This window comes from Achromobacter sp. ESBL13 (genome assembly GCF_036668755.1).
In the GTDB taxonomy this organism is placed as follows: domain Bacteria; phylum Pseudomonadota; class Gammaproteobacteria; order Burkholderiales; family Burkholderiaceae_B; genus Achromobacter.
Genome location: NZ_JAZEVT010000006.1, coordinates 62,332 through 84,441, shown reverse-complemented (window position 1 = coordinate 84,441; position 22,110 = coordinate 62,332). Strand labels below are relative to the sequence as shown.

The window sequence follows — 22,110 nt, the reverse complement described above, 5'->3', positions numbered from 1 at the left end:
TTTGCCGTCCTTCTAAGCAGTCATCGTTTCCAGGCCTGTCGCCGCGCCCGCGCAGGCGAATGGCTTCAAGGTGCACCCGAGCAGTTCTGCGACCTGGCGCGCCGTCTCTTCAGGAACCCAACTGTATCGAAGCCAGTGGCCCGGGAAAAACTCCCCATACACGAGGCTGGCAGCTCCCACAATCCGTCCGGAATTGGCGTCGAAAATGGTTAGCCCGTCGCCGGCACTGCCGCCAGGAGAAAGGAAGTGAACCTCCGGCCCCCTTCCGGAACTAAGCGCGAAGGCCCGCTCCAACACAGTGGGCGGACGTAGCCGCGCAGGCACCCATACGTCGCGTGTTACTGGTTCGTAGTGGAGAGGCCACGGAAATGCATCGTTGCGGCCATGCTTTTCCTTGAGCATTTGCGCAAAGGCCAGCTGCGAGATCCAAACGCCCCAGCGAGAATCGTGCACATGCGAATACCTTGACGTTCCGTCTGCACGGCGCACACCAAGTACGTAGAGCTGCAGACCTACAGCCTGCGGATCGTCAAAGCGGAAGAGCTGCGCGCCAGACTCCCGGTCGATGACCATGTACGACTCCCTGACCGGAATAAATCGCGCGGAGTCCGCCTTTAGGCGATGCAGATGCTCAAGCTCAGCAGCAACCGACTCTGCCCCTCCGGATTCCGCGGCCTCCCTAGCCTGCCTCAGAGATCCGGACCAACGGGCGATGTCGCGCGCCGGATTGGCCGAAAATTGGAAACCTATAGCGCTGCATGCGTGCTCGACAGAACGGGCATCGACTGCAGCCAACCGCAACGTCGGCAGATGGTCCGCGGTGGTACTTTGGACAGTGGGTAGGAAGTCTCCAATGCCCTGGAGCACTGCCCATTGGGCGAGCCGCAGGGTTCCAGACACTCCGAACAACGGCAGCCCATCTTGCGTGGCAGGCAGCGCATAGAGCGACGGAACCACGCTGTGGATGCGAACAAAGTGGCCCTTTCCATCGGTCTCTATTTCGAGGCAACCTCTCGCCCGGAGGTCCATCAGTAAAGAAATGGGAGAGGAACTGCGGGAGAGCCTTGAGAGCTGGTCCCTAGCCGCACCGTACGACGTCGATCCGCGCGATGCCAGTGTGTCTAGGAATTGGGCCGCCGCCGAATCTTCAATGGAAGCTTCTGCCTGAATCAAAGAGGCCGAAACATGCAACATTTCGTCATCGTGCCAGCCGCCTGCTCGCGGACTTTGGCGCGAATCCCCTATGCTGACTCCACGCAACCCGTCAGGATCGGACCGAGGAAATCCCAGGAACCCAAGTGAAAAATTCCGCATCTCACCACGGCCCTCTCCGTCGGCGTCGGCCACCCGTAGCCGCACCCTCGCCAGTTCGATTCCGTTCGACAAGACCTTGATGTCGAAGCTACTGCGGCTCCTGTCAAACGCTTTGACCACGAAGCGCCTGACCCCGGAGCGTTCACCATCAAGGACAGGTTGCGGTAGTTCCGCAACTTGCAGCCCAGGGGTCTCAAGAAGCGAGTTTGGATGGCAGTCAACCTCAATGTCAGGTAGATCGTAAGCACCGAACAATCGTGCGCCACCGCGTAGTAACCGACTTCCGCCCAAAAGCCGGAGCCTAGCGGGCGGAACCTCGACCACATTGGGGGCGTCAGCCAAATGTTGCCTATGCTCTAAATCGAGAGTTTCAGCTTCGTGGATACACGCCATCTGCCAGCCCTCTGGTAGTCCGCGTACCAGCATAGGCTCGAAGGGAATTCTCTCCCGTTGCAGCCAAGGTTCAGTCGTAGTCCAATCGGCCGGACTGCAAACGATATAGAAAACGCCGTGAAGCGGGATTTCGCGCTCCACGAGCTGGTGCCCAAAACGGGGGTCGGTGGAGTTCCATGCCAGTATCCGGCGGGCCGCCTGAGTGATCTGCTCTCTGCGGCATTGCTCGCCCAACGTACCGTCGCCCTCGTCTTCAAACCGGATATCCACGTCTACCCTTGATGTCGCGGAGGCGGAAAGGGCTGATGTAGATCGAATGACTGCAGAATCCGACGGGTCCGTTATAAAGCAGGCACTTGGGCGGTCAAGTACAGCACGCAGCCTTTGGCCCGCGATTTCAAAGATGCAGTGGGGCGCATCAACCATCGCCGGAAACTTCCAGCGGACGTTCCACCCGTTTTCGATTTCGTCGGAAGGCGATAAAGCGAGGGTAATGGTCGCAGCCACCTCATCTTGCTCTTGGATCGACCGTCCGGCATGATGTTTCTCGGTATCCTCGCTACCAGTTTTTGGCAGGCTTCCATCCCAGGATTCGAGAAGGTTCCTGAGCAAGGCTGCCAGAGGTACTTCATACTCGCGCCTCGCCATCGCAGAGCGAAGGGGTTTCGTGAGAAAGCGAGCCTCGCAGCCGCGCTCGAGCATGTCCGCGAGCGTTGTGTCCAACAGATTCTGGCCTGGCCGGAGCCTGAATTCCCGGAAGAGCCTGTGAAGGTTCCGTTCGTCGTGTCGGCTAATCAGGCATTGCGAGCGAGGAATCCCGACGAAGCGATGCTCTCCCAGAACGCGGCAGTAAAAATTTCCAAATCGGCCAGCGGATTCCGTGGTCGACCATGCTTCGAGGTCTCCCCATGCTCTAGACATGGCCTCGGTGAGCCTCGGTCCACGTCTGAAGGGACGACCAAGCAGATCTTCCACAGAAGCATAGAAGCCTCCTTCCAACTGCTCGCCGGAAGCCGCCAACACCCATAGGGCAAGGATAGGAAGATATGCCGGCGCTTGCATACCAGCGTACCGAGGATTCAATGTTCCAGGGTCTTGGTAGGAAGGCGGACGTAGGGTGTCCCGACGCTGTTGGAGCAAGATGCGGGCGGCGTCCGAACAATTGGCAAGGCCAGCCGGTAACCAAGGCGCCCCGAGTGCAACAGCGTTGATAAGGCCTTGGGCACCCCCGAGGTGCAAGCCGAAAGAATCTAGTTCAGCGCGTGTTGCGCGGATCCATACATCTTCATTTTCCGACGCCGTCGAAAAAAACTCTGACAACAGCAGATCATTCCAGGCAACGAACCGGGACATCGCTGGTGCCAGCTAGTAAACGGTGATTGACTGTGTCCCAACCGCCAAAGCAGGATTCCCATCCTGGTCTATGAGATTGGCTGCTGCTCCGTACCTCCAGCTCAGTGACATGCTTTCATCTCCTTTGATGCTGTAGCTTAATTCTGTAAAGATATCTTACAACACCATAAGAAACCCCTCGTGTTGTAAAAAAATTTAGGGGAAGGCGGATTCCATCTAGGAGGAGTCTGACCATTTCGCCGTGTGCCTGACCGTGTAGTTCAGCGTAATGGTCAAGTTCAGCCAGTATCGTCGAATATGCGAAGAGGAGTTTGACACTCTCAGTTCTCGGTAGCAGCCCCAACGGACCAAATTCAGGTTAACGATGATGCGTGCCGGCAGTCCCAGCCGTCAAAATGAGCTGGAAGTTGCGATCGCGTCGGGTCATTTCCTTGTCGACTGGGTTCACACGGCGGGTTGCCCAGCCACTTACACAACGAAGAGCTGGCTGCGCAACACCGTCCATCAGATGGCGAATATGCGGAAATGGATTGTTTACCCTCGACCGAAATGGGGCTCGCGTTCACCCAAATATGCACATAGTCCAGGAGGATCTCTATCTAAAGTGGGGCCGAGAGTCGAGCGGGTCCGCCGCCTAAGTCTATGTAACACGCGTTGTTCGGCTCTACCGATCTTCTTCAATACGCCGGGCGCCCTGCCTGCAGCCAGCATCCATTCAGGCACAGTCGCGATTCGATTCGAAGCGGAAAACAGCTCGCCAAGTTGTAGGGCTTCTGCGGTAGCACTAGGCACATTGAGATCAATGCCAAACGATCGGAACTTCGCCATGTACTTGCGGATAATTCTTGGGGCGTAATGCTCATCTAGCGGTGCGCCAAGCTTGTACAGCGAATAGAAGCGCCTCTCTGCCATCGAAAAGGCTCCCAGCTCCTCAGCTCTAATGGGCCCCCAAGCTACGTTGAAGATAGGTAGCCTTTCGAAGTATTTCCGGAAGAGCCTGCGTGGCGTGTTGGCCTCCCAGGCTGTTAACGCAGTCAGTCCAAGCTTTTCTAATTCGGGTTTGCGTAAACGGAGTTCGATGCGAACTATGCCGTTCGCTTCGTCAGTAATCTTGTCCAAAAATTCGTTCTTGGTTTGCATTCGCTGTCGCTTCGCCTGCAGTTGCAGGCCTTTCGCGTAGCAAATCACTTGGTAGCTCTTGCCCTTTCCTGGGTTCCAGTACGCGCTTGTCGCATATATGGCTACAGACTTATGCTGTGCTGCGAACTGCAGCCCAAGTTGCTTGAGTACTTTGGCCGCTTCGCGGTTATCTTCGAAGCGAAGATTGATGAACAGGTCTACCCGATCAACTGACGCAGATCTCCAACTGTTCGTCGTGAAGACGCAAGCGAGTCGATCGTCCCTGGACATGCGACGTAGCATGCGTTCACATGATGCGTGTATGTTCGAATCTGAGAACAAATTCTGCCCATATACGTACCCATTGGGGGTTCCTTCAATCTTGAGTTCCTGCGAGTTCGGAAGATGCCAAGCTTTGACAGTATGGGCTCCATTCTTGCCCTTAAGCGATATGGAATGGCTTGCCCCCGGGCGAACTTCTCCATCTGACGTGATCGTTTGGCAGTAAGAGGTGGAAAGCCGATCGCCGACATAGGGGAGTCGAAGAGTAACGGTGTCGATGCCGACATCTTCTGAACGCGGGATAGAGATCTTCATGGTCGTAGTCATCCTGGCTCTATGGAGAATAGAGGCCCTTATGTGTATATAGATGATGTAGTTACCTCCTGCCACAGTGGAGGCACGAGGCTTACGCGAAAGCTGGCCGCACGTCTACACGGCGAGATGCTATCTAGCGGAGATCTTTGCCACCATCCATGCGTGAATCTCGGTGTCGACCCAGCGGACAGCTTTCGTGCCAACAGTAATTGGCCTGGGGAAGGTTCCCTTAGCCATCAGGTCGTATAGGGTGGATCGGCTCAGGCCGGTCATTTCCTGCACCGAGGTTCGTCGCAAGAATTTGCTGGGGGACGGGTGAAGGGAATTCTCAAGCAGGGTAGCGGCTTGTATTGACATCTTTTGTGCTCCGGGATGTGGTGGGGCGCGTCGCACCCACACCTGCATCATCCCGGATGCCCGACTTCCCGTCGCAGGGCACTAAATGTGCACTTACAGCTTCTTGCCGTCTTCCCCGGCCGATCTAGTAATTGATGTTCTTTAGGCTCTTGTCCGAACGGTCTTTTTGAACAGCGAACTTCTTAAGACGAGGTGCGTATTCAAGTGCCATGGCGAGATAGCGCCGCTCTGCATAATCCTGGGCTGTCGCGAGCAGATCTCTATGTGCCTGCTGACGTTCGTGCGGCAATCGAGGATCTGGTGTGCCGTAGTCAATTGGGGAGATCTTGGCCAACGCCTCCATAGGATCAATTTTGTTGTTGTGCGCGTCCAGGATACGCAGCCAAACAATTCGACGTCGATGGTCGCCTTTCGCCCTGATTCTGCGGGATGTCGTTTTTTTCAACGATGAATCAGCTTTTTCCTCATGGAGCTTCTTTCTCTCCATTTCCAGAATTTGCAGCGCGCTTGCTAGTTGAACCATGAGAGATTTTTCATCGGTGAGAGCAGGCCTCACATCGAATCGGAGCAGAACCTGCCCCTCCCGAAGTGTCGCAGTGTGCTTTAGAACTTCATCTTTCGATTCGGGGAATCGCCAACGAGCCAATGGATTGAAAATTGGTCGCCGCTCTCCAGCGGCACCGTAGCGTTCGTCGCAGTGCTTGAATCTCCGCAATCCAAAGTCACGCGCTATCAGACGTTCCTGGGTTCTGCGTTCTAGATCGTCGCGGTTCGCTAGTTCTGCGCATCTTCTACGGAATTCGGGATTGCGACGAAGAAATATCCACGCCCACCCTGCACCTGGGACTTTCTCGAAATTCTTATAGTCTGCGTCATTCATTCCATCTGGAGGAGGGCAATGCTTGGCGGGAGGGAGGGGCATGAATATGGGGATGAATGGTATTGAAGTAAGGGCGTTGGGGCGACCAGTACTTTAGTCGCTTCTTACGGTTTGCTGCGCCAGAAAGTCAGCCCAATCTTCCATCAGGCCTCGCCGTTTCAGGAAAAGATCACCGCGAGCGTACGCCGCCTCCGACTTGTCCTTGATCGTATGTGCGAGCGCTGCTTCGGCGATTTCCCGTGCGTGATGCGTGACTTCCCCTACCCAGTCTCGAAAGGTCGAGCGGAATCCATGCGCAGTGATGTCGCCGCGGTCCATCCGTTTCAGCAGTTGGAGGAACGCCATATTTGAAAGAGGGCGCCCCGCCTTCTGCCCGACGAACACATAGTCATCGCTGGTCACGAGCTCCGTCCGCGCTTCATGCAGAAGCTCAAGGGCAGCTTTGGACAGAGGTACACGATGCTCTTTGCCCGCTTTCATGCGCTCAGCAGGAATTGTCCAAGTGCCAGCCGACAGATCGATCTCCTTCCATTGAGCCCCAATCGTCTCGTTGGTACGGGTCGCGGTGAGGATGAGGAAGGCCAAAGCCTTATGCGAGTTGCTGGATTGGGCCCGCAGCGTCTGAAAGAACGCAGGGGCATCCGTATACGGCAATGCTGGATGATGTTTGACGCGTTGCACCTTGGATCGCTTGGGCAGCAGATGATCTAGATGTCCCTTCCAGCGTGCGGGATTCTCGCCAGTCCGATAGCCGCGAACGGTCGCCCAGTCCAGGATGGATTCGATCCGGCCGCGTACCCGCGTGGCGGTTTCTGTCTTCGTTTGCCAGATAGGCTCAAGTACCTTGAGGACGAGCGGGGTATCGATGAGGGAGACAGTTGCCGCACCGAAGACTGGGCCTGCGTATGTCCTCAGCGTGTTGGTCCACTGATCAGCATGTTTGGCATTCCGCCAGCCCGCCTGGTGGGCGGCGATGTATGCGTCGGCGCATTGATCGAACGTGATCGACTTGGCCGCGGAGAGCTTTTCCGCTATTTTGGCGGCGCTCTTGGCTTCCAGGGGATCGATCCCTTTGAGCAGTTGCTGACGGCAGGCGAGCGCCTTGGAGCGGGCCTCGGCGAGGCTGATCGTATGAAGGGGCCCCAGGCCCATCCCTCGGGCGCGCCCGTTGCGCATATAGCGCAGTAGCCAGGACTTCACGCCAGCCGCTGTAATCTGCAAATAGAGGCCGCCGCCATCGCTGTACAGCCCCGGCTTTTCCAGGCGGGTAGCCCCAATGGCCGTGAGCCTGTTGATTGATCGCGCCATGTATTCAACTCACAAATTGACTATCAAAATTGTAGCTGATTTGATAGGAATTTATCGGAATCTGGCGGACAGTATTTTCTGGAAATCCGTTGTTTTTAAAGGGAAATTTAGTATATCCCGGACTGCTTTGGAACTAATGTTGGCGGCCCCTCTGTCCGCCAAGAACACTGGCAGCAAAACAATTTCCATCCCCGCTATACCGATCTGATTGGTACGGGACGAAATACATAAGGCCCTCGACTTCGATGAAGTCGAGGGCCTTTTGCATGACGTGTCCGAAGAAGGGGCGCGGCGTCAAAGATACCGCAAAGTAAAGGTCACCGAGCCATCCAACTGGATCTCTTGGGACTTTGGCAAAACCGACGTCCGGTTCAACATCGGCGTTACCGCCAGGCTAACGGACGCGGTGGTGATGGCCACGGCTCCCGCGTCGGTGCCGAAGGAGTATTCGTCCGCGGGATTCACATTAATGGAGTCCATTCGGGATTGAACGGGCCACGTGGAGGTGCCGCCAGGCCGGGCAAGGACCATGGAGGTTTGGAGGAAAGGAGCCATGCCATCGATCACGGTGGCTTCCGGGCGTACCAGCAAAACCAAGGCGCCGATCCGGACATCCTCGACACGTCCCAGGCCCCACGCGTGCGGCGTGCCGTTGGACGGATGCTGGTATGGCCACGGCATGTCGTTCGCCGAAGCTTCGTGATGCGTGATGGCGGTGTCCGGGCGATTTTCCTGAACCGTGAAAGCGACCCGCGTCGGTCCGCCGCAGACGATTTTCAGGCGCGGCCGTTGTTCATTCAACAGGGTGCCGTTGGCTTGCAAGCCGTTAAAAGGCAACGTGCCGAAGTCAATCGAGCTTGCCCCATCAAAGCCTAAATGGCATGCGGGTGGCGTCAACCGGCCGCCTATGGCAAGTTCGGATTGATCGCCAGCATGCGCAACGTTGACAGCCGCCAGCGCCAACCCGGCGCAAAGAGGGATCAGATTTTTCATCGTGAACGAAGTGTGGGTCAGTATCAGTCAGTGTTGCCAGAAGCGCTACAGGTAGCGCAACGTGAACGTGATCGAACCGTCCAAGGGAATTTCGTTGGCAGCCGGCAGCGTTGAGGGCGATGCGATCATGGGGGCGATACCCAGCGCCAACTGAGCGTTCGTGATCGGTGCGGCGGGGCCGCCTGTCGGGCCGAACGAGTATTCAAGGTCGGGGCTGAGGTTTACCGAGTAGTGCGAGGATACGATCGGCCAGTTGGTGCTGCCTTTGGGGCGCGCCAAGACCTTTTGCGCGCCTGTTTCGGTCAGAAGAGCTCCGTCGACCGTAGTGGTCGGTGGGTTGATCAGTGCGATCAATGCGCCCGTCTTGATCTGTTTGGACTCGTCCGCAAAACCCAATCCCCAGGAATATTTGGAGCCGTTCTCGGGGTTTTGGTAGGGCCAGTTCAATTGGGGCGCTTCTTGGATCGTGATTCCAGACCCTGCTCGATTGTCGATCGCGGTAACACTGACGCGCGTGGGGCGGCCGCAATCGATCTGTAGTTGTGTGTTTTTGCTGCCCAGATTCGTGCCGTTTTTGTCCAAGGCATTGAACGCGATGGTGTCAAAGTCCAGTGTGGCGTTGCCGCCGAAATGGACGTTACATGCTGGCGGCATGAGTTTGCCCGTCACGGCAAGGTCGCTATTGCCCGCAGCATGTGTCGTGGCCGCCAGCGTGGCCAACGCGACGCCGACAAAGAGTTGTTTTTTCATAATGAACGTTCCTGATGTCAACAAATGCCGTCCTCGGAAGGCAAAGAACAACCTGATCCTGATCCTGCTCTCTCACGAATGCAGCCGCGCCGTACGACCTTGGAAGGTCGTACGGTCCTACACTGGGCTCGTTCAGGGATATGCGATTGCGAGAGCGCGCCACAGCGCGCCCTCTGCGGTACGCTTACAGGTAGACCAGTGAGATCGTGGCGCTGCCATCCAGGTTGATGGCTTCGGTGGTAGGCAGAGCAGCGGCGCGGTTGATCGTCGGGGTGACGGTAAGCGAGCCGGCAACCGATTCGACCGCCACCGGCGTGGCGTTGGCGCCCGGCGAACCCAGGAAGAACGAATAGGTGAAATTGGGGCTGATGAACTGCCGCAAGATGGCTTCGGAAGACCACGTGCGTTTGTCCGCGCTGTAGAGGACGGTGGCTTTGTTGCCGCCGGCTTGGACGTCGCCTTCCTTGAAGCCGAACATGTAGCCGCCGATGGGAATCTGCGTGTTGTCGGGGCCCGCAACGGAGCCCAGGCCGAAGATGAAAGCGTCGGTGATGGTGGAATTGATCGATCCCCACGCATTGACGTTCAGCGAGCTTTTCAGAACTTTGCTGCTGGCACGGTTGTCTACCACGTGCAGGCCGACACGCGTCATGCCCGTGCACTTGATGTTCAGCCCGATCGTCTTGGGCTCCAGTTTGGTGCCGTCGTACGCCAGTGAATTGAATGCGTGCTCACCAAAATTGAGGGTGCCTCCGCCGTCAAGCGACAGATCGCAGGACGGGGGAGTGATGCGGCCGATGACCTTCAAATCAGCGGTAGGAGCAGCTTGCGCGGATGCGGCGATCAAAAAACTTGCGGCCAGGAGGTAACGCAGAGCGGGCAGGGGGCGTGCCGAGTGATTCATGACTATCCAGTTTCTGGTGGGACAAAGGGACCACTCTAGGAAACGGATGACTTTTGGTATATAGGCGCCCGCCTAATCTTCGCTACGGCTGCGCAAACGGCTGCGTTACTATTTGTCCACGTTGAGTTTTCCCTTCAACGAAAACCAGTGGAAAATCTTGGCTCTAACTGGGAATTCCATATTGTCAGCCTTCAACTATCATCCATTGCGCATCGCAATCCTGGATGACCATCCGGTAGTGCGGGCCGGCATGTCTGCCTATCTGTCGCAGAACCGAGACATTGTTGTCATTGGTGAATTCGAGACCAGCCGGGACATGATCCGGACACTTGGGGGCCAGTCCGTCGACGTGCTGTTGATCGACTATTCGTTAGGCCCGGCCGAGGTCGACGGCATTTCGCTGATCAGGACGTTGCGCATCAAGTTTCCCAACGCGCGCATTCTGGTGTTCTCCGCGCTTTACGATCCGGCCACAGTGGCGTTGGCCTTGCGATCCGGCGCGCACGGCTTTGTGGGCAAGGGCGGGCGCGAAGACGAAATTGTGCTGGCGGTGCGCAAGGTGGCCGCCGGCGGCACCTACTGCGATCCCCAGATGACCTACCTGCTGTCTGGCGCAAGCACCGAGCAAGTCGAACCCACGGCTACCGATACACCGGCGGACGATTCGGCCTTGCCCGCATCGACAAGCAGCGTGCTCGATGGCGCATCCCTGTCTGGCCGCGAGCGCGAAGTCATTCGGTGCCTGCTTGCGGGCATGTCAATTTCCGATATTGCCACCAAGTTCGGGCGCAGCCCCAAAACCATCAGTGCACAAAAGGGCACCGCCTATCGCAAGCTGGGCGTGGCGACGGACAACGGCTTGTTCAAGCTGTGCGGGCTCTTGTGAGATCCACCCGTCGGCCCCGAGCTCACCGACGCGGCGGGCGAGCGGCCACAAGCGGCTACCTATCCACCAATTCAAACTGCAAGGTCGTCGACCATTCCGTCTGATCGGCGACGCGGACGTCGGCGTCGTCCACTTCCGGGTTCAGCGCGATCTGAGCGGTAAGGCTACGTCCGGATCGGGCATGCTCCATCATTACGGTGTCGCCGGGCCGCATGCTGATCTGTGGTTGGGCGCCATGGGGCGTGTCCGGGTTGACGACTCGGATTTCGTCGCCGTCGACCCGAACGTGGCTCAGCACGACGTGCAAGGCACCATTTGCCGCGAACTTCGCGGCGCCGGTCTGGCCTGCGGGGGCGTTCAGTCGCAGAGCAATAGGGCGGGCGGATGGGCAACTGATCGTCAACGGCACTAAGCGTGGCTCGAGCTGATAGCGCCGCTTGCCGTCCAGCGTCAGTTGTCCGGCCGTGAAGCTGCCGTAGTCCACGGTGGTTTGGCCGAATGACACCATGCAACCCGTTACCGGGGCCATGGCAGTTGTCCGCATCGGGGGCGGGGAAGGCGACGTTTGCGCCGCAGACGTGGTCCAGGCGGCGGCCGGCAGCAGCGCGGCCATCGCCAGTGCGGGCCGGCACCATCGCACAAGGCGAAAGGTTGCGATAGTCATGGCGTTCTTTCTCAATAGGTTCAGGCGCGTCTAAGGGGTACACGTCGCTTGGGCGCGTTCGTACAACGCGTTCAGGTCCGGCGTATCGGCGATGTCGAATTCAAGTGTGCATGGCGCCGCTTCCGATGGCGCTACGCTGAACGGCGTGGCGCCGGCCAACATGTCGGGCAGGAATATCTGGCCACCGCTGCCCACCAGCGTGATGAACACGCCGTTGGCGTCCAGCACGGCCGCGCCCTTGGGCACCGGCGCGCCATCCGGAAAGGAGGCGGTCACCAAGGCGCGGCGCACGGTAACCACCGAAAAGTCCACCTTCGATACCGAGCCGCGCGACGGATCCAGGCTGTAGCGACCATTGATCAGGTCTACGTTGCGCGCCAGCGACGTCGTGGCGACCTGGATCTGGCCGTGACGGTACGCAGGCAGCGACGGGATGACGGCGCGGCCCCAGGGGTCCGTCCATACACTACCCGCCGGCGTGCTCAGGCGCACGCCGGACAGGCCGCCCACCGATGCGATGGCGAACGTGTCCTGCACCCGATAGGGCGAAAAGCTCAAGCCTTGAGCATGTCCGACCAGACCGCCCCGCACGCGAGCGGAATGGCTGTATCCGCCCGTGAAGCTGCTGGCAGCCAAGTTCAGCTGGGTATAGGCTGAATTGACGCCGAGCGAGCCGGAATAGCTGGCCTGGCCGTGCGAACCGGAGTTGGCCGACAGGGTGTAGTTGCTGCGCTCATTGATGGGGGCGCTGGTATTGACGCCGTAGCTTGTGCCGGTGTCCTGTGTCTGCATCGACGCGCTGACGCTTTGCTTGCCTAAAGGCAAGCTCAGGTTCAAATACATAAGGTTGCCCTGATTGCGGTAACTGGAACCCATGTCGCGTTCGAATGACAGCGACAGGCTGGCCCGGTGGAAGCTCTTGCCCCAGCTGAAAATGCCGCGTCGTGATGAATTGCCGCGCACGCTCTGGGATTCGCTGACATTCATGCTGAAGCCCCCCAGCGCGGATCCCCCCCAGGCCAACCCCGCGCTGATCTGCTGTTTGATGCGGTCCTCGCGAAAATGGGGATACCACTGCCTGTCGTCCGACGGCCCGTGCCGCGAGCGGCTGCGGGCGTGATCCAGCACTTCGCTGTAGCCGTCGGTGCGCCGCAATAGGGATAAGTTCGACGACACGCCTGGCAGCAATTGAGCCGAGACGGATGCGATGTGCTGCGCGCCGCTGCGCCCGGTCCGCGAGTTTTGCGAGAAGGTGCTTTGTACGCCGGTCTGGATGCTGCCGGGCAGGACCAGATCCGAGCGGGCGCCCAGCGAGCGATAGTTCTGGGTCAGCAATAATCCGGCCGCGACGTTGGCGCGCCTGCTCAACGCGATGCCGTACTCCGCCGCCGCGACCGGCATGGACTCGTCACCTACCCCACCCATTTTGCGCAGCATGCCGAAGCCGCCGGTGAATCCGGCGGCCGCGCCGACGCGGTCGACCTGCAACGCAGCCGCCGGCACGTAGAACACGCGCTCTTCGCCCGAAGTTTCGTGGATGACAACCTTGAGGTCTTGTGTCAATGACCGGGGCAGCACATCGGTCATGGTGAAGGGGCCGGGGGGCACGATGGCGGAGGCGAGCGGAACGCCGTTCTGCCATACCTCGACGCGTGCCTGCGTGTGGGCGATGCCGCTGATAGGCGGGCCTTCGTGCTTGCTGTCTTGCAAGGCGGTTTCGGGAAACAGCTGCATTCCGGTAACCGGAACGCCGGAAAACAGCGCCCCATGCAGATTGATTTGCCCAGCTTGAAAGGTGGTGCGCCAGGTCGGCAATGTGCGCTGAGCGTAAGCATCGACGTGGTTCCACGTCGACTTTCCGCCGATGGCAGAGTAGGTGCTGTTGCTACGCAGAATCCAATCGTTCGCATTCAGGCCCAGTTCGGTATAAGCCTGCAGATAATTCGACTTTCCACCGATATGGCGCGTCTGGCTGGAAAGCACGTCGTAGTTCAGGATGGCTGCGCGGCCACCCGATTGATACGTTGTAGCGGTGGCTGTTCTGTTCACGGCGCCCGGTGGCGCGACGATGTCCACCGCCAACCGTTCGGGCTGTAGCGCGATAGTGGTGGTGGGCCAAGCCTGAAGAAATGCGTCCGGGCAGGCCTGTGACTGACCGTCTTGTGCTGCGGGCGACTTCAACTCGGCCAAGGTCAGTAATTCCGGAGTCAGGCAGAGTTTGCCGCTGGCGTCGAAGGTGGCCAGAGTGCGGCCGACGTGCCGGCCGTTGACGTTCAGGTGCACGGTGTGCTGACCAGGCAGAAATTGCGGCCCGTTCTTGAAGTGCGATGCGATGGCCGGATTCAAGCCGCGGCTTTTGAGGGTTTCAAGGTCGAACCCGGTAGCCCCGGGCTGCGCGATGGCAGCCCAAGGCAGGCACAGCAGTAGGCTCGCGGCGACGACGGCGCCACCGCGAGCATTGCGTAAGCGGTTGCAGAACATGAAAGCCATGAGTTGACCTGGCGCACAACGCTCGCAAGGCCCTGGGTGCAGGGGCTTGCGAGCATGGCCAAGCGTGTTGATGCCCCGTCGAGGGGGGCCGTGATGCCGTCAGTTCTTGATGGGCGCGTCGAACGACGAAACTTGATAGCCGTAGACGGTGGCGGGGTACAGACGAACGCTTGTCTGCCCAACTTGCAGAGGGGCGTCCGCGCCAACCAGCTGTAGCGTTTCACCGGGCAAAATGTAGGTCTTGGGCAGGGTCAGCGCTTGATTCGACGGCTGCGCGTGGACGCGTTGATCCATGCGCACGACGTAGGGGCTGGGGTTGCGCACGGTCAGCTTGCCGTCTTCGGTGGTCCACAGCAGTGAACGCCAGGGGGCATTGTCGTTCGCGACCTTCTTGGGCAGCGCGATCAGCGGCAGATCCTGCCGAATGGTCAGGCGCAGCTTATTGCTTTGTTCGCCGGTTTGCGGAATGCCTTCGAATATGGCGCGCTTCATGCGCTGCGCGTCCAGCGGCTTGTCGTGGGTGAGCAGAAATCGCACCAGCTGCGTCTTGCCGGGAGCCAGCACGGCAGCGGGGGGAGACACCGTGACCCAATCATCCTGGTCTTCGGCGATGTGTTCAATGGTGGAGATCAGCAGCACGGGTTCGTCACCCGTGTTCTTGATGCCGATCGTGCCTTCGCCGGCACCTTCGTGCACAAGCACGACCGACGTTTCAGGCTGGATGCCCATTGCAAAGGCTTGGCTGGCGGGAAAAAGGACAGCAAAGAGAGTTGCCGCGACGATTCGCGGAAAGGAATTCTTGAACATGGGGATATCGTTAAAGCATCGGCCGGAAGAGCCTGGAAAGCGTTGCAGTGTAGAAACCCGCTACCCGGCTTGATATAGGCGAGCGCCTATTTCCGAATGTTCAAGTGCAGTGGGCCGGACCGTTGCCGGTCCGGCCCACTCTTGCGCCGCGTGCCGCAAGCTGGCGTATCATCGGCCGCTTTGCGACGTCAGCGTTGCGCTTTCGATTGCGCCTTTACGATTGCGCCTTCACGATTGCGGCGTCACGTTTTGCGGTTTTCGTAGGATGTTTCCAGAATGTCGTCCTCGGGCGTGATGACGCCGGGTTCGCCCGGCTGCGCGACAGCGCGTCCGTCGCGCGGCATGCCCGCCACGGTCTTGCTTTGGTCCGGCATCGGAAGCGTCTCCGTGCCTTTGCGCGGGTCGGTCGGCGGACGCGGGTCGACGTCTTTCGCGTTGGTGGCGGCGTTCGGGTCAGGGGCAGTTTTCAACATGGCTCATGCTCCGCTTGCGGGCGTCCCAGGATGGCGACGCGCCTGGTTGCTGGCTTTTATCTTAGTCGCTGCGCGCGCCGTCGCGGCCGTCCGGCGTGTCACGTTTGCAAGGGGCTGTTGCAGGAACAGAACCTTATAATTTCCGGCGTCTCTTGCCGCCTTTCATCGGGCCTTTCATCCCGCCTTTCTTCCCGCTATTTTTCGCGCCATTCAACTCGCCTTTCAACCTTCTCTGCCACCATCCTTGACCGACTCCATCGAACGCTCCGTCCATACCGAACTTGTTGCCGTGCTTGTCGCCGTGACGCATGGCGAGCCGCGTGTGTTGACGACGGATGACGCCAGCGCCTTGCCGGCCGGCCCTTTCGAGTTGTCGCATCGCTCGTTGCAGGCGGGGCTGCGCGCGTGGGTGGAAACCCAGACCCATCACCCCCTGGGTTACGTCGAGCAGCTCTATACCTTTGCCGATGGCGATCGCTCCGACGAATCCGGCGCGCGCGTCATGTCGGTCAGCTATCTGGGGCTGACGCGTGAAGCCGGCGAAACCGGCGTGGCGCAGGTGGGCTGGCAAGACTGGTATCGCTACTTTCCTTGGGAAGACCGGCGCACCGGCACGCCGGCCCTGGTCGACGAACTGATCGTGCCGCGCCTGGCGCAGTGGTGCGCCGCCAGCGATGACGCCGATGTGCGCACGCGTCGTCAGCAGCGGATCGCCATCACATTTGGGCTGGACGGGGCCGCCTGGAACGAAGACATGGTGCTGCAGCGCTACGAACTGCTGTTCGAAGCCGGCTTGGTGCCCGAGGCCGCGCGGCGCGGCGATGGCAACTTTGCAGCCGCCATACCCGGCCAAGCGATGCGCCACGACCACCGCCGCATTCTGGCAACCGGCATCGCCCGCTTGCGCGCCAAGATCAAGTACCGCCCCGTCGTGTTTGAACTGATGCCGGCCCAATTCACCTTGTTGCAGCTGCAAATGGCGGTCGAGGCGCTGGCGGGGCGCGCCTTGCACAAGCAGAATTTCCGGCGGCTGATCGAGCAACAGGCGCTGGTCGAAGAGACCGGCGAAATGGCCACGGGCACGGCGGGCCGCCCCGCCAAGCTGTTTCGATTCCGGCGCGACGTGCTGCTTGAACGCGCCATCGCGGGCAGCAAATTGCCCCTGTCTCGCGCGTTATGACGCTTGACAAGGGTTATGCTCGTCTCTAGCATAAGTGCTGCGCAATCTCTGCGCGCCTTTTTTTAACTCAAAAATACTCAAAATGAGCATTAATGCCGAAGCGCCCTTGACCGCCTCTCGCCTGGCGGTGCCTCCCCTGCCGGACGTCATGCTTGAGCCCCTGGTGCGAGCCGCCTTGTTGGAAGACCTGGGCCGCGCCGGCGACCTGACCACCGACGCCATCGTGCCGCACGACGCCGTGGCAGAAACGCGGCTGGTATCGCGTCAGGCCGGCGTGTTGGCCGGCCTGGATCTGGCGCGCCTGGCGTTTCGCGCCATGGACCCCGCCATCGAATTCGATGTGTCTCAGCGCGACGGCAGCGACCTGGCGCCCGGTACCGAGATCGCGCGGTTGCGCGGCAACGCCCGCGCCATGCTGGCAGCCGAACGCGTGGCGCTGAACTTCCTGTGCCACTTGAGCGGCGTGGCCACTGCTACCGCGTCCATCGCGCGCGCCATCTCGGGCTACGGCGCACGCGTCACCTGCACGCGCAAGACCATGCCCGGCCTGCGCGCGGTGCAAAAGTACGCGGTTCGCGTGGGGGGCGGCAGCAATCACCGGTTCGGGCTGGACGACGCGGTGCTGATCAAGGACAACCACATCGCCCTGGCAGGCGGGGTGGCCACGGCGGTGCAGCGGGCACGCGCGGGCGTGGGCCACATGGTCAAGGTCGAGCTTGAGGTCGACACCCTGGCGCAGCTGGAAGTTGCGTTGTCGCTGGGCGTGGACGTGGTGTTGCTGGACAACATGAGCCTGGATGATTTGCGGCGCGCCGTCGCCATGGCGCGTGGGCGCGCGATCACGGAAGCCTCGGGCCGGATCACACCGGAGACGGCCGCTGCCGTTGCCGCCACGGGCGTGGATCAGATCGCCGTCGGTTGGCTGACCCACAGCGCCAAGGTGCTGGACATCGGCCTGGACGCCTGAGAGCCCATCATGAAATGCCTGCTTCAAGCCAGCCTTGCGTTGTTGACCCTGCCGCTGGCGTCATGCGGCAACTCGCCCTCGGGCGAAGCGCCGATGGACGCGGCGTATCCCGCGCACCCGATCACCATCGTGGTCACCTTCCCGCCGGGCGGCGGCACCGATCTGCTGGCACGCCGCATCGGCGCCAGCCTGCAAGCGCAGCTGGGCCAGGCGGTGGTGGTTGAAAACCGCCCCGGCGCCAGCGGCAACATCGGCGCGCGTATCGTGGCGGAAGCACCGCCCGACGGTTACACGCTGCTGATGGTGAACAGTTCATTCGCCATCAACCCGGGCGTGTATCGCAACCTTGGCTTTTCGCCTAAGCAGGATTTCGCCGCCGTGATCAATGTGGCGTTTGTGCCGTCGGTGTTCGTGGTGCCGGTGGGCTCGCCGCTGCACAAGCTGGACGATGCGCTGGCGGCGGCGTTGCCCGCCAAGCCGCTAGCGTTTGCCTCTTGCGGCAACGGCACGCCGCAACACCTGGCGGGCGAGATGCTGGCGCGCGCCACGGGCGCGGTTTTGCAGCAGGTGCCCTACAAGGGATGCGGCCCGGCGTTGACCGACGTGGCGGCCGGGCAGGTGGCGATGGGTGTCGTCACGGCGTCCAGCGCGGCGCCCTTGATTGCCGCGGGCAAGCTGCGCGCATTGGCGGTGACTTCGCCCAGCCGTTCACCGTTAATGCCAACGGTGCCGACGGTTGCCGAGCAGGGCGTTGCGGGCTACGCGATGGATCAGTGGCATGGCCTGTTGGCGCCGGCCGCCACGCCGCGTGCCGTCATCGACAAGCTGAACGCAGCGGTGGCAAAAATCGTCAGCCAGCCCGATACCCAGGCTTCGCTGCGGCAACAGGGCTTCACGCCGGCGAGCAGTACGCCGCGCGAATTCCAGTCGATGATTCATGCGGACATCGACCGGTACACGGCGCTGACGGCTTCAATCGGCTTGCGGGCGGACTGAGGGCGCAGTAAGCGGCGAATCAAGCGCGCTCAGGCCACCGCGCTCTTGGCGTGCTGTTCCAGCTTTTCCTTCAAGCTGGGTTCCAGCTTGAGCTGTCGCGCCAGCTCGTCCAGATAGGCGCGTTCCATATAGCTTTCTTCGTCCACGACGAGCAGGCTGGCCAGATACATTTCGGCGGCCATCTCGGGGGTTTTGGCGGATTGCGCCACCGCCGCGGGGTCCAGCGGCCGCGACAGCTCCGTTTCCAGCCACTGGCGGTCTTGGGCGTCGGAGGACAGCTTGGCCAGCTCCGTTTCCAGCAGGCCGCGTTCTTCAGGGCCGATATGGCCGTCCGCCTTGGCCGCGCCGATCATGGCGGTCAAAACGGCGTTGCTGTGCTGCTCGGCCTCGGGCGCGGGCAGACGGTCCAGGGTTTGGGGCGGGGCGGCTTGCGCGCCACCGGCCTGGTTACGCTGCCAGTCGCCATAAGCCCGGTAGGCCAGCGCGCCCAGCGCCGCCATGCCGCCGTACATGGCGACCTTGCCGCCGATCTTGCGTGCCTTCTTGCTGCCCATCAACAGCCCCAACGCACCGGCGCCCAATGCGCCGCCGCCCAGCCCGGTCAGGAACGAGCCCTTGCCGCCGCCGGCGCCGCCCGTTGCGCCTTGCACGCGGTTGGTGGCGTCGGCCAGAAGGCCCTGGCCCGATTGCAGCAGTTGGTCAAGAAGTTGTCTGGCGCTCATGCGGCCCCCTTTTTGTCGATACAGTCGGTGCGTTCAGTTCGTGAACGCGGATAGGGATATCCGACCGCCGCGCGCGCAATAAGTTCAGCTTGTTGTCAGCCGTCAAAATCTGTCGTCGGATGCTACAACGTCAGCTTCAGGCGTCCACCACGGCCGCCCATCCAAGAGACCCTACCCATGAGCATCCGAGTCCGCCAGAATGCGCCCGACATCCTGCAATTCACCGCCACGGCCGAAGGCCACACCCTGCCCGTGGCGATGCCCAAGCCGCAGGGCGATGGACCCGATCCGCATGATTATTTCGACACCGCGCTGGGCGGTTGCAAGGCGTTGACGCTGATGGTCTACGCGCAGCGCAAGGGCTTGCCGCTGACGTCGGTGGATGTAGAAGTGGTGCGTGATGCCAGTGAAGAGCGCAAGGGCGTCTATCGCTTGACCGCAAAGCTGACGCTCAATGGCGAGCTGTCGGATGCCCACATCGATGAACTGCTGGCGGTGGCCGAAAAGTGCCCGATCCACAAGCTGATGACGGCGGTCGACGTGCAGGTGTCCACGCTGGTGGTGCGCGCGGCCTGATACGGCCGGCGGGTGGCCATGTTGCCGCCCGCCCGACCGCTGCAAAATCAGTCTTCCATGCCCGGAACGACGGTCGAGAAGCCGGCGTCCACGTGGGTGATCTCGCCGGTAACACCCGCCGCCAGATCCGACAGCATGAATGCCGCCACGTTGCCGACGTCGTCGATGGTGACGTTACGGCGCAGCGGCGCCTGCGCTTCCACGAACTTCAGGATGGCCGAGAAGTCCTTGATGCCGCTGGCGGCCAGCGTCTTGATGGGGCCGGCCGAAATGCCGTTGGCGCGAATGCCGCGGGGGCCCAGCGCCGTGGCCAGGTAGCGCACGCTGGCTTCCAGCGACGCCTTGGCCAGGCCCATGGTGTTGTAGTTGGGGACCACGCGTTCGGCGCCCAGGTACGTCAGCGTCAGCACCGAGCCGTTGCGGCCTTCCATCAGGGGCAGCGCGGCCTTGGCCATCGCGGCAAAGCTGTAGGCCGAAATGTCATGGGCAATGCGGAAGCCCTCGCGTGACAGCCCGTCCAGGAAGTTGCCGGCGATGGCTTCGCGCGGGGCGAAGCCGATGGAGTGCACCAAGCCGTCCAGGCCGTCCCAGTGCTTGCCCAATTCCGCGAAGGCGCCTTCGATCTGGCTGTCTTCAGCCACGTCGCAAGGCAGCACGATCTTGCTGCCGAATTCGGCGGCAAATTCAACAACGCGTTCCTTGAAGCGATCGCCCACATAGGTGAACGCCAGCTCGGCGCCTTGCTGGTGACAGGCGCGCGCAATGCCGTAGGCGATGGATCGGTTTGAAAGCACCCCGGTGACGAGAATGCGCTTGCCGGCGAGAAAGCCCATGATGATTCCTTTGATTTTTTCCTGCTGAAAGACCGCCCATTTTAAGGAGTTTGGCGGCGTCGCGTACTTGTAAAAACGGCGCCGTTACCGGGCGCCGTTTTTGGGGACCGCGGGCTGGGATCAGCCCCGGGCGTTGGTGCCCGGCACGCGCAAGGCGGTACCGACCTTGAGCGCGCTGCCCTTCAAGTTATTCAGCGCGCGCAGGGCGTCCACCGATGTGCCGTACTGCTTGGCCAGCGAGAACAGCGTGTCGCCCTGCCGAACCTTGTGCGTGCGCACATTGGGTCGGGCGCTGGCGACGCGGGCGGCGGGCGCCGGGGCGGCACGGCCGCGCGGCGCGGCGGCCTTGGTGTCGGCGGGGGCCTGTTCCAGCGCGCCCACGGGGGCCGCCAGGGACGCCAGTTGCACGCCACCACCGGTGCCGGGCTCGCCGGGCACCAGCAGTGCCTGGCCCGACGCGGACTTCTGGCGCGAGCCGATGTCGTTGGTTTCGCGCAGCTTGGCCTCGGTCACGCCAAAACGCTTGGCAATGGACGCGTAGGACTCACCACGGCGCGAATGGTAGATCTTCCAGGCCGACAGGTCGCCCTTGTAGTTCGTCAGGTTCGCGTTGAAGATCTCGACACGGTCGGCCGGCAGCAGCAGCGTGGGGCCATGGTCGCCGCGGATGACGGGGCGGTTGAACGAGGGGTTCAGCGCCTTGAATTCGTCCAGCGGCATTTCGGCCAGCTTGGCGGCGATTTCAAGATCGATGTCGCTGTTCTTTTGCACCGTCACGAAGTAGGGCGTGTTGCCCACCGGCGGCAGCGCCACCGCGTAGCGTTGCGGGTCGGCAATGATGTTCTTGATGGCCTGCAACTTGGGCACGTAGTTGCGGGTCTCGTCGGGCATGTTCAGGGACAGGTAGTCCGTGTTCTGGCCGGCCGCTTCGTTCTTGGCCATGGCGCGTTGCACCGAGCCTTCGCCCCAGTTGTAGGACGCCAGGGCCAGATACCAGTCGCCCTGCATCTCGAACAGCTTTTCAAGATAGTCCAGCGCGGCGTTGGTCGATGCGATGGGATCGCGGCGTTCGTCGCGCCACCAATCCTGCTTCAAGTTGAAGTGCGTACCGGTGGCCGGCACGAACTGCCACAGGCCGGAAGCCTGGGCGCGCGACAGGGCGGTGGGGTTGTACGCGCTTTCCACGAAGGGCAGCAGCGCCAGTTCCGTGGGCAGGCCGCGGCGGTTGATCTCGTCAACGATGAAGTACAGGTACTTGCCCGCGCGCTCGGCCATGCGCTGAACGGCCTCGGGGTGGGACGCGTAATAGTCGGTCCACTGCTGCGAGAGATCGGTATTCAGGTTGGGGATGGCGAAACCGCGGCGGATGCGGTCCCAGGCGTCGCTGGGCGGGTTGGTCAGGTCAACCGTTCTGGACGTATCCCGGGCGATGTAACGCCCTTGGGAATTGGTGGTGAGGTTCTTGCTATCGGGGGCTTTCGTTCCTGCGCAACCGGCGAGGACTGCCAACATGAGCGGCAGAAGGAGTCGGGATAGATTCATCAGGCG

At 61.0% G+C, this 22,110-nt stretch carries 20 protein-coding genes; 5 read left to right on the top strand and 15 right to left on the bottom strand.

What is annotated here, in order from left to right:
* Window positions 1–12 precede the first annotated feature (12 nt).
* From V6F88_RS21780 to V6F88_RS21740, 8 genes are all read right to left on the bottom strand, one after another.
* Window positions 13–2,430 carry a hypothetical protein gene (locus V6F88_RS21780; protein WP_332612168.1) on the bottom strand — a complete coding sequence of 806 codons (2,418 nt, stop codon included), beginning with the start codon at window positions 2,428–2,430 and terminating at the stop codon, window positions 13–15.
* A 1,164-nt stretch (window positions 2,431–3,594) separates the two neighbouring features.
* Complete coding sequence (locus tag V6F88_RS21770; protein ID WP_332612167.1) at window positions 3,595–4,776, bottom strand: phage/plasmid replication domain-containing protein; 1,182 nt, start codon at window positions 4,774–4,776, stop codon at window positions 3,595–3,597.
* A 129-nt stretch (window positions 4,777–4,905) separates the two neighbouring features.
* Complete coding sequence (locus tag V6F88_RS21765; RefSeq protein ID WP_332612166.1) at window positions 4,906–5,133, bottom strand: helix-turn-helix transcriptional regulator; 228 nt, start codon at window positions 5,131–5,133, stop codon at window positions 4,906–4,908.
* A gap of 124 nt (window positions 5,134–5,257) precedes the next feature.
* Window positions 5,258–6,013 (bottom strand): transcriptional regulator domain-containing protein, encoded by a 756-nt coding sequence (locus V6F88_RS21760; RefSeq protein ID WP_332612165.1) that lies wholly within the window; start codon window positions 6,011–6,013, stop codon window positions 5,258–5,260.
* A 93-nt stretch (window positions 6,014–6,106) separates the two neighbouring features.
* A complete protein-coding gene (locus V6F88_RS21755; protein ID WP_332612164.1) occupies window positions 6,107–7,321 on the bottom strand; it encodes a tyrosine-type recombinase/integrase in 1,215 nt (404 codons plus the stop codon).
* 294 nt (window positions 7,322–7,615) lie between these two features.
* Entirely contained in the window at window positions 7,616–8,314 is a 699-nt protein-coding gene (locus tag V6F88_RS21750) for a DUF1120 domain-containing protein (protein ID WP_332612163.1), read from the bottom strand.
* A 45-nt stretch (window positions 8,315–8,359) separates the two neighbouring features.
* Window positions 8,360–9,064 carry a DUF1120 domain-containing protein gene (locus tag V6F88_RS21745; RefSeq protein ID WP_332612162.1) on the bottom strand — a complete coding sequence of 235 codons (705 nt, stop codon included), beginning with the start codon at window positions 9,062–9,064 and terminating at the stop codon, window positions 8,360–8,362.
* Between the two features lie 184 nt (window positions 9,065–9,248).
* Window positions 9,249–9,968 carry a DUF1120 domain-containing protein gene (locus tag V6F88_RS21740; RefSeq protein WP_332612161.1) on the bottom strand — a complete coding sequence of 240 codons (720 nt, stop codon included), beginning with the start codon at window positions 9,966–9,968 and terminating at the stop codon, window positions 9,249–9,251.
* Between the two features lie 112 nt (window positions 9,969–10,080).
* Here V6F88_RS21740 and V6F88_RS21735 point away from each other — a divergent pair, with 112 nt between their 5' ends.
* Window positions 10,081–10,854, top strand: a complete 774-nt coding sequence (locus V6F88_RS21735; protein ID WP_332612160.1) for a response regulator transcription factor — start codon at window positions 10,081–10,083, stop codon at window positions 10,852–10,854.
* Between the two features lie 55 nt (window positions 10,855–10,909).
* On the opposite strand, the gene V6F88_RS21730 is transcribed toward V6F88_RS21735, so the two are convergent.
* The 4 genes from V6F88_RS21730 to V6F88_RS21715 form a co-directional block, all read right to left on the bottom strand.
* Window positions 10,910–11,518 carry a hypothetical protein gene (locus V6F88_RS21730; RefSeq protein WP_332612159.1) on the bottom strand — a complete coding sequence of 203 codons (609 nt, stop codon included), beginning with the start codon at window positions 11,516–11,518 and terminating at the stop codon, window positions 10,910–10,912.
* Between the two features lie 30 nt (window positions 11,519–11,548).
* A complete protein-coding gene (locus V6F88_RS21725) occupies window positions 11,549–14,008 on the bottom strand; it encodes a fimbria/pilus outer membrane usher protein (RefSeq protein ID WP_332612157.1) in 2,460 nt (819 codons plus the stop codon).
* Window positions 14,009–14,107: 99 nt separating this feature from the next.
* Window positions 14,108–14,815, bottom strand: coding sequence for a fimbria/pilus chaperone family protein (locus V6F88_RS21720; protein WP_332612155.1), 708 nt, complete (start codon window positions 14,813–14,815; stop codon window positions 14,108–14,110).
* 242 nt (window positions 14,816–15,057) lie between these two features.
* Window positions 15,058–15,288 (bottom strand): hypothetical protein, encoded by a 231-nt coding sequence (locus V6F88_RS21715; RefSeq protein ID WP_332612154.1) that lies wholly within the window; start codon window positions 15,286–15,288, stop codon window positions 15,058–15,060.
* Window positions 15,289–15,532: 244 nt separating this feature from the next.
* On the opposite strand from V6F88_RS21715, the gene V6F88_RS21710 reads away from it, so the two are divergent.
* The 3 genes from V6F88_RS21710 (at window position 15,533) to V6F88_RS21700 (ending at window position 18,431) form a co-directional block, all read left to right on the top strand.
* Window positions 15,533–16,468, top strand: a complete 936-nt coding sequence (locus V6F88_RS21710; protein ID WP_332612153.1) for an NUDIX hydrolase — start codon at window positions 15,533–15,535, stop codon at window positions 16,466–16,468.
* Window positions 16,469–16,550: 82 nt separating this feature from the next.
* Window positions 16,551–17,435: a carboxylating nicotinate-nucleotide diphosphorylase gene (nadC, locus tag V6F88_RS21705; protein WP_332612151.1), complete on the top strand. Its 885-nt coding sequence runs from the start codon at window positions 16,551–16,553 to the stop codon at window positions 17,433–17,435.
* 9 nt (window positions 17,436–17,444) lie between these two features.
* Window positions 17,445–18,431 carry a tripartite tricarboxylate transporter substrate binding protein gene (locus tag V6F88_RS21700; protein WP_332612149.1) on the top strand — a complete coding sequence of 329 codons (987 nt, stop codon included), beginning with the start codon at window positions 17,445–17,447 and terminating at the stop codon, window positions 18,429–18,431.
* A 29-nt stretch (window positions 18,432–18,460) separates the two neighbouring features.
* Here V6F88_RS21700 and V6F88_RS21695 read toward each other — a convergent pair whose 3' ends face one another.
* Complete coding sequence (locus V6F88_RS21695; RefSeq protein ID WP_332612146.1) at window positions 18,461–19,153, bottom strand: tellurite resistance TerB family protein; 693 nt, start codon at window positions 19,151–19,153, stop codon at window positions 18,461–18,463.
* Window positions 19,154–19,330: 177 nt separating this feature from the next.
* Between V6F88_RS21695 and V6F88_RS21690 the strand changes: the two genes are divergently transcribed.
* Window positions 19,331–19,729, top strand: coding sequence for an OsmC family protein (locus V6F88_RS21690; RefSeq protein WP_332612144.1), 399 nt, complete (start codon window positions 19,331–19,333; stop codon window positions 19,727–19,729).
* Between the two features lie 47 nt (window positions 19,730–19,776).
* Here the strand turns inward: V6F88_RS21690 and fabI are convergent, their stop codons facing one another.
* A complete protein-coding gene (gene fabI, locus V6F88_RS21685) occupies window positions 19,777–20,562 on the bottom strand; it encodes an enoyl-ACP reductase FabI (RefSeq protein ID WP_046806130.1) in 786 nt (261 codons plus the stop codon).
* Window positions 20,563–20,682: 120 nt separating this feature from the next.
* Window positions 20,683–22,104 (bottom strand): transglycosylase SLT domain-containing protein, encoded by a 1,422-nt coding sequence (locus V6F88_RS21680; RefSeq protein ID WP_332612141.1) that lies wholly within the window; start codon window positions 22,102–22,104, stop codon window positions 20,683–20,685.
* Window positions 22,105–22,110 lie beyond the last annotated feature (6 nt).

What these genes read in the sequence shown, in the direction of transcription:
- V6F88_RS21770 (WP_332612167.1), bottom strand. Translation starts at nt 4,776, where the DNA reads ATGAAGATCTCTATCCCGCGTTCAGAAGATGTCGGCATCGACACCGTT.
- V6F88_RS21765 (WP_332612166.1), bottom strand. Translation starts at nt 5,133, where the DNA reads ATGTCAATACAAGCCGCTACCCTGCTTGAGAATTCCCTTCACCCGTCC.
- V6F88_RS21760 (WP_332612165.1), bottom strand. Translation starts at nt 6,013, where the DNA reads ATGAATGACGCAGACTATAAGAATTTCGAGAAAGTCCCAGGTGCAGGG.
- V6F88_RS21755 (WP_332612164.1), bottom strand. Translation starts at nt 7,321, where the DNA reads ATGGCGCGATCAATCAACAGGCTCACGGCCATTGGGGCTACCCGCCTG.
- V6F88_RS21750 (WP_332612163.1), bottom strand. Translation starts at nt 8,314, where the DNA reads ATGAAAAATCTGATCCCTCTTTGCGCCGGGTTGGCGCTGGCGGCTGTC.
- V6F88_RS21745 (WP_332612162.1), bottom strand. Translation starts at nt 9,064, where the DNA reads ATGAAAAAACAACTCTTTGTCGGCGTCGCGTTGGCCACGCTGGCGGCC.
- V6F88_RS21740 (WP_332612161.1), bottom strand. Translation starts at nt 9,968, where the DNA reads ATGAATCACTCGGCACGCCCCCTGCCCGCTCTGCGTTACCTCCTGGCC.
- V6F88_RS21730 (WP_332612159.1), bottom strand. Translation starts at nt 11,518, where the DNA reads ATGACTATCGCAACCTTTCGCCTTGTGCGATGGTGCCGGCCCGCACTG.
- V6F88_RS21725 (WP_332612157.1), bottom strand. Translation starts at nt 14,008, where the DNA reads ATGGCTTTCATGTTCTGCAACCGCTTACGCAATGCTCGCGGTGGCGCC.
- V6F88_RS21720 (WP_332612155.1), bottom strand. Translation starts at nt 14,815, where the DNA reads ATGTTCAAGAATTCCTTTCCGCGAATCGTCGCGGCAACTCTCTTTGCT.
- V6F88_RS21715 (WP_332612154.1), bottom strand. Translation starts at nt 15,288, where the DNA reads ATGTTGAAAACTGCCCCTGACCCGAACGCCGCCACCAACGCGAAAGAC.
- nadC (WP_332612151.1), top strand. Translation starts at nt 16,551, where the DNA reads ATGAGCATTAATGCCGAAGCGCCCTTGACCGCCTCTCGCCTGGCGGTG.
- V6F88_RS21700 (WP_332612149.1), top strand. Translation starts at nt 17,445, where the DNA reads ATGAAATGCCTGCTTCAAGCCAGCCTTGCGTTGTTGACCCTGCCGCTG.
- V6F88_RS21695 (WP_332612146.1), bottom strand. Translation starts at nt 19,153, where the DNA reads ATGAGCGCCAGACAACTTCTTGACCAACTGCTGCAATCGGGCCAGGGC.
- V6F88_RS21690 (WP_332612144.1), top strand. Translation starts at nt 19,331, where the DNA reads ATGAGCATCCGAGTCCGCCAGAATGCGCCCGACATCCTGCAATTCACC.
- fabI (WP_046806130.1), bottom strand. Translation starts at nt 20,562, where the DNA reads ATGGGCTTTCTCGCCGGCAAGCGCATTCTCGTCACCGGGGTGCTTTCA.
- V6F88_RS21680 (WP_332612141.1), bottom strand. Translation starts at nt 22,104, where the DNA reads ATGAATCTATCCCGACTCCTTCTGCCGCTCATGTTGGCAGTCCTCGCC.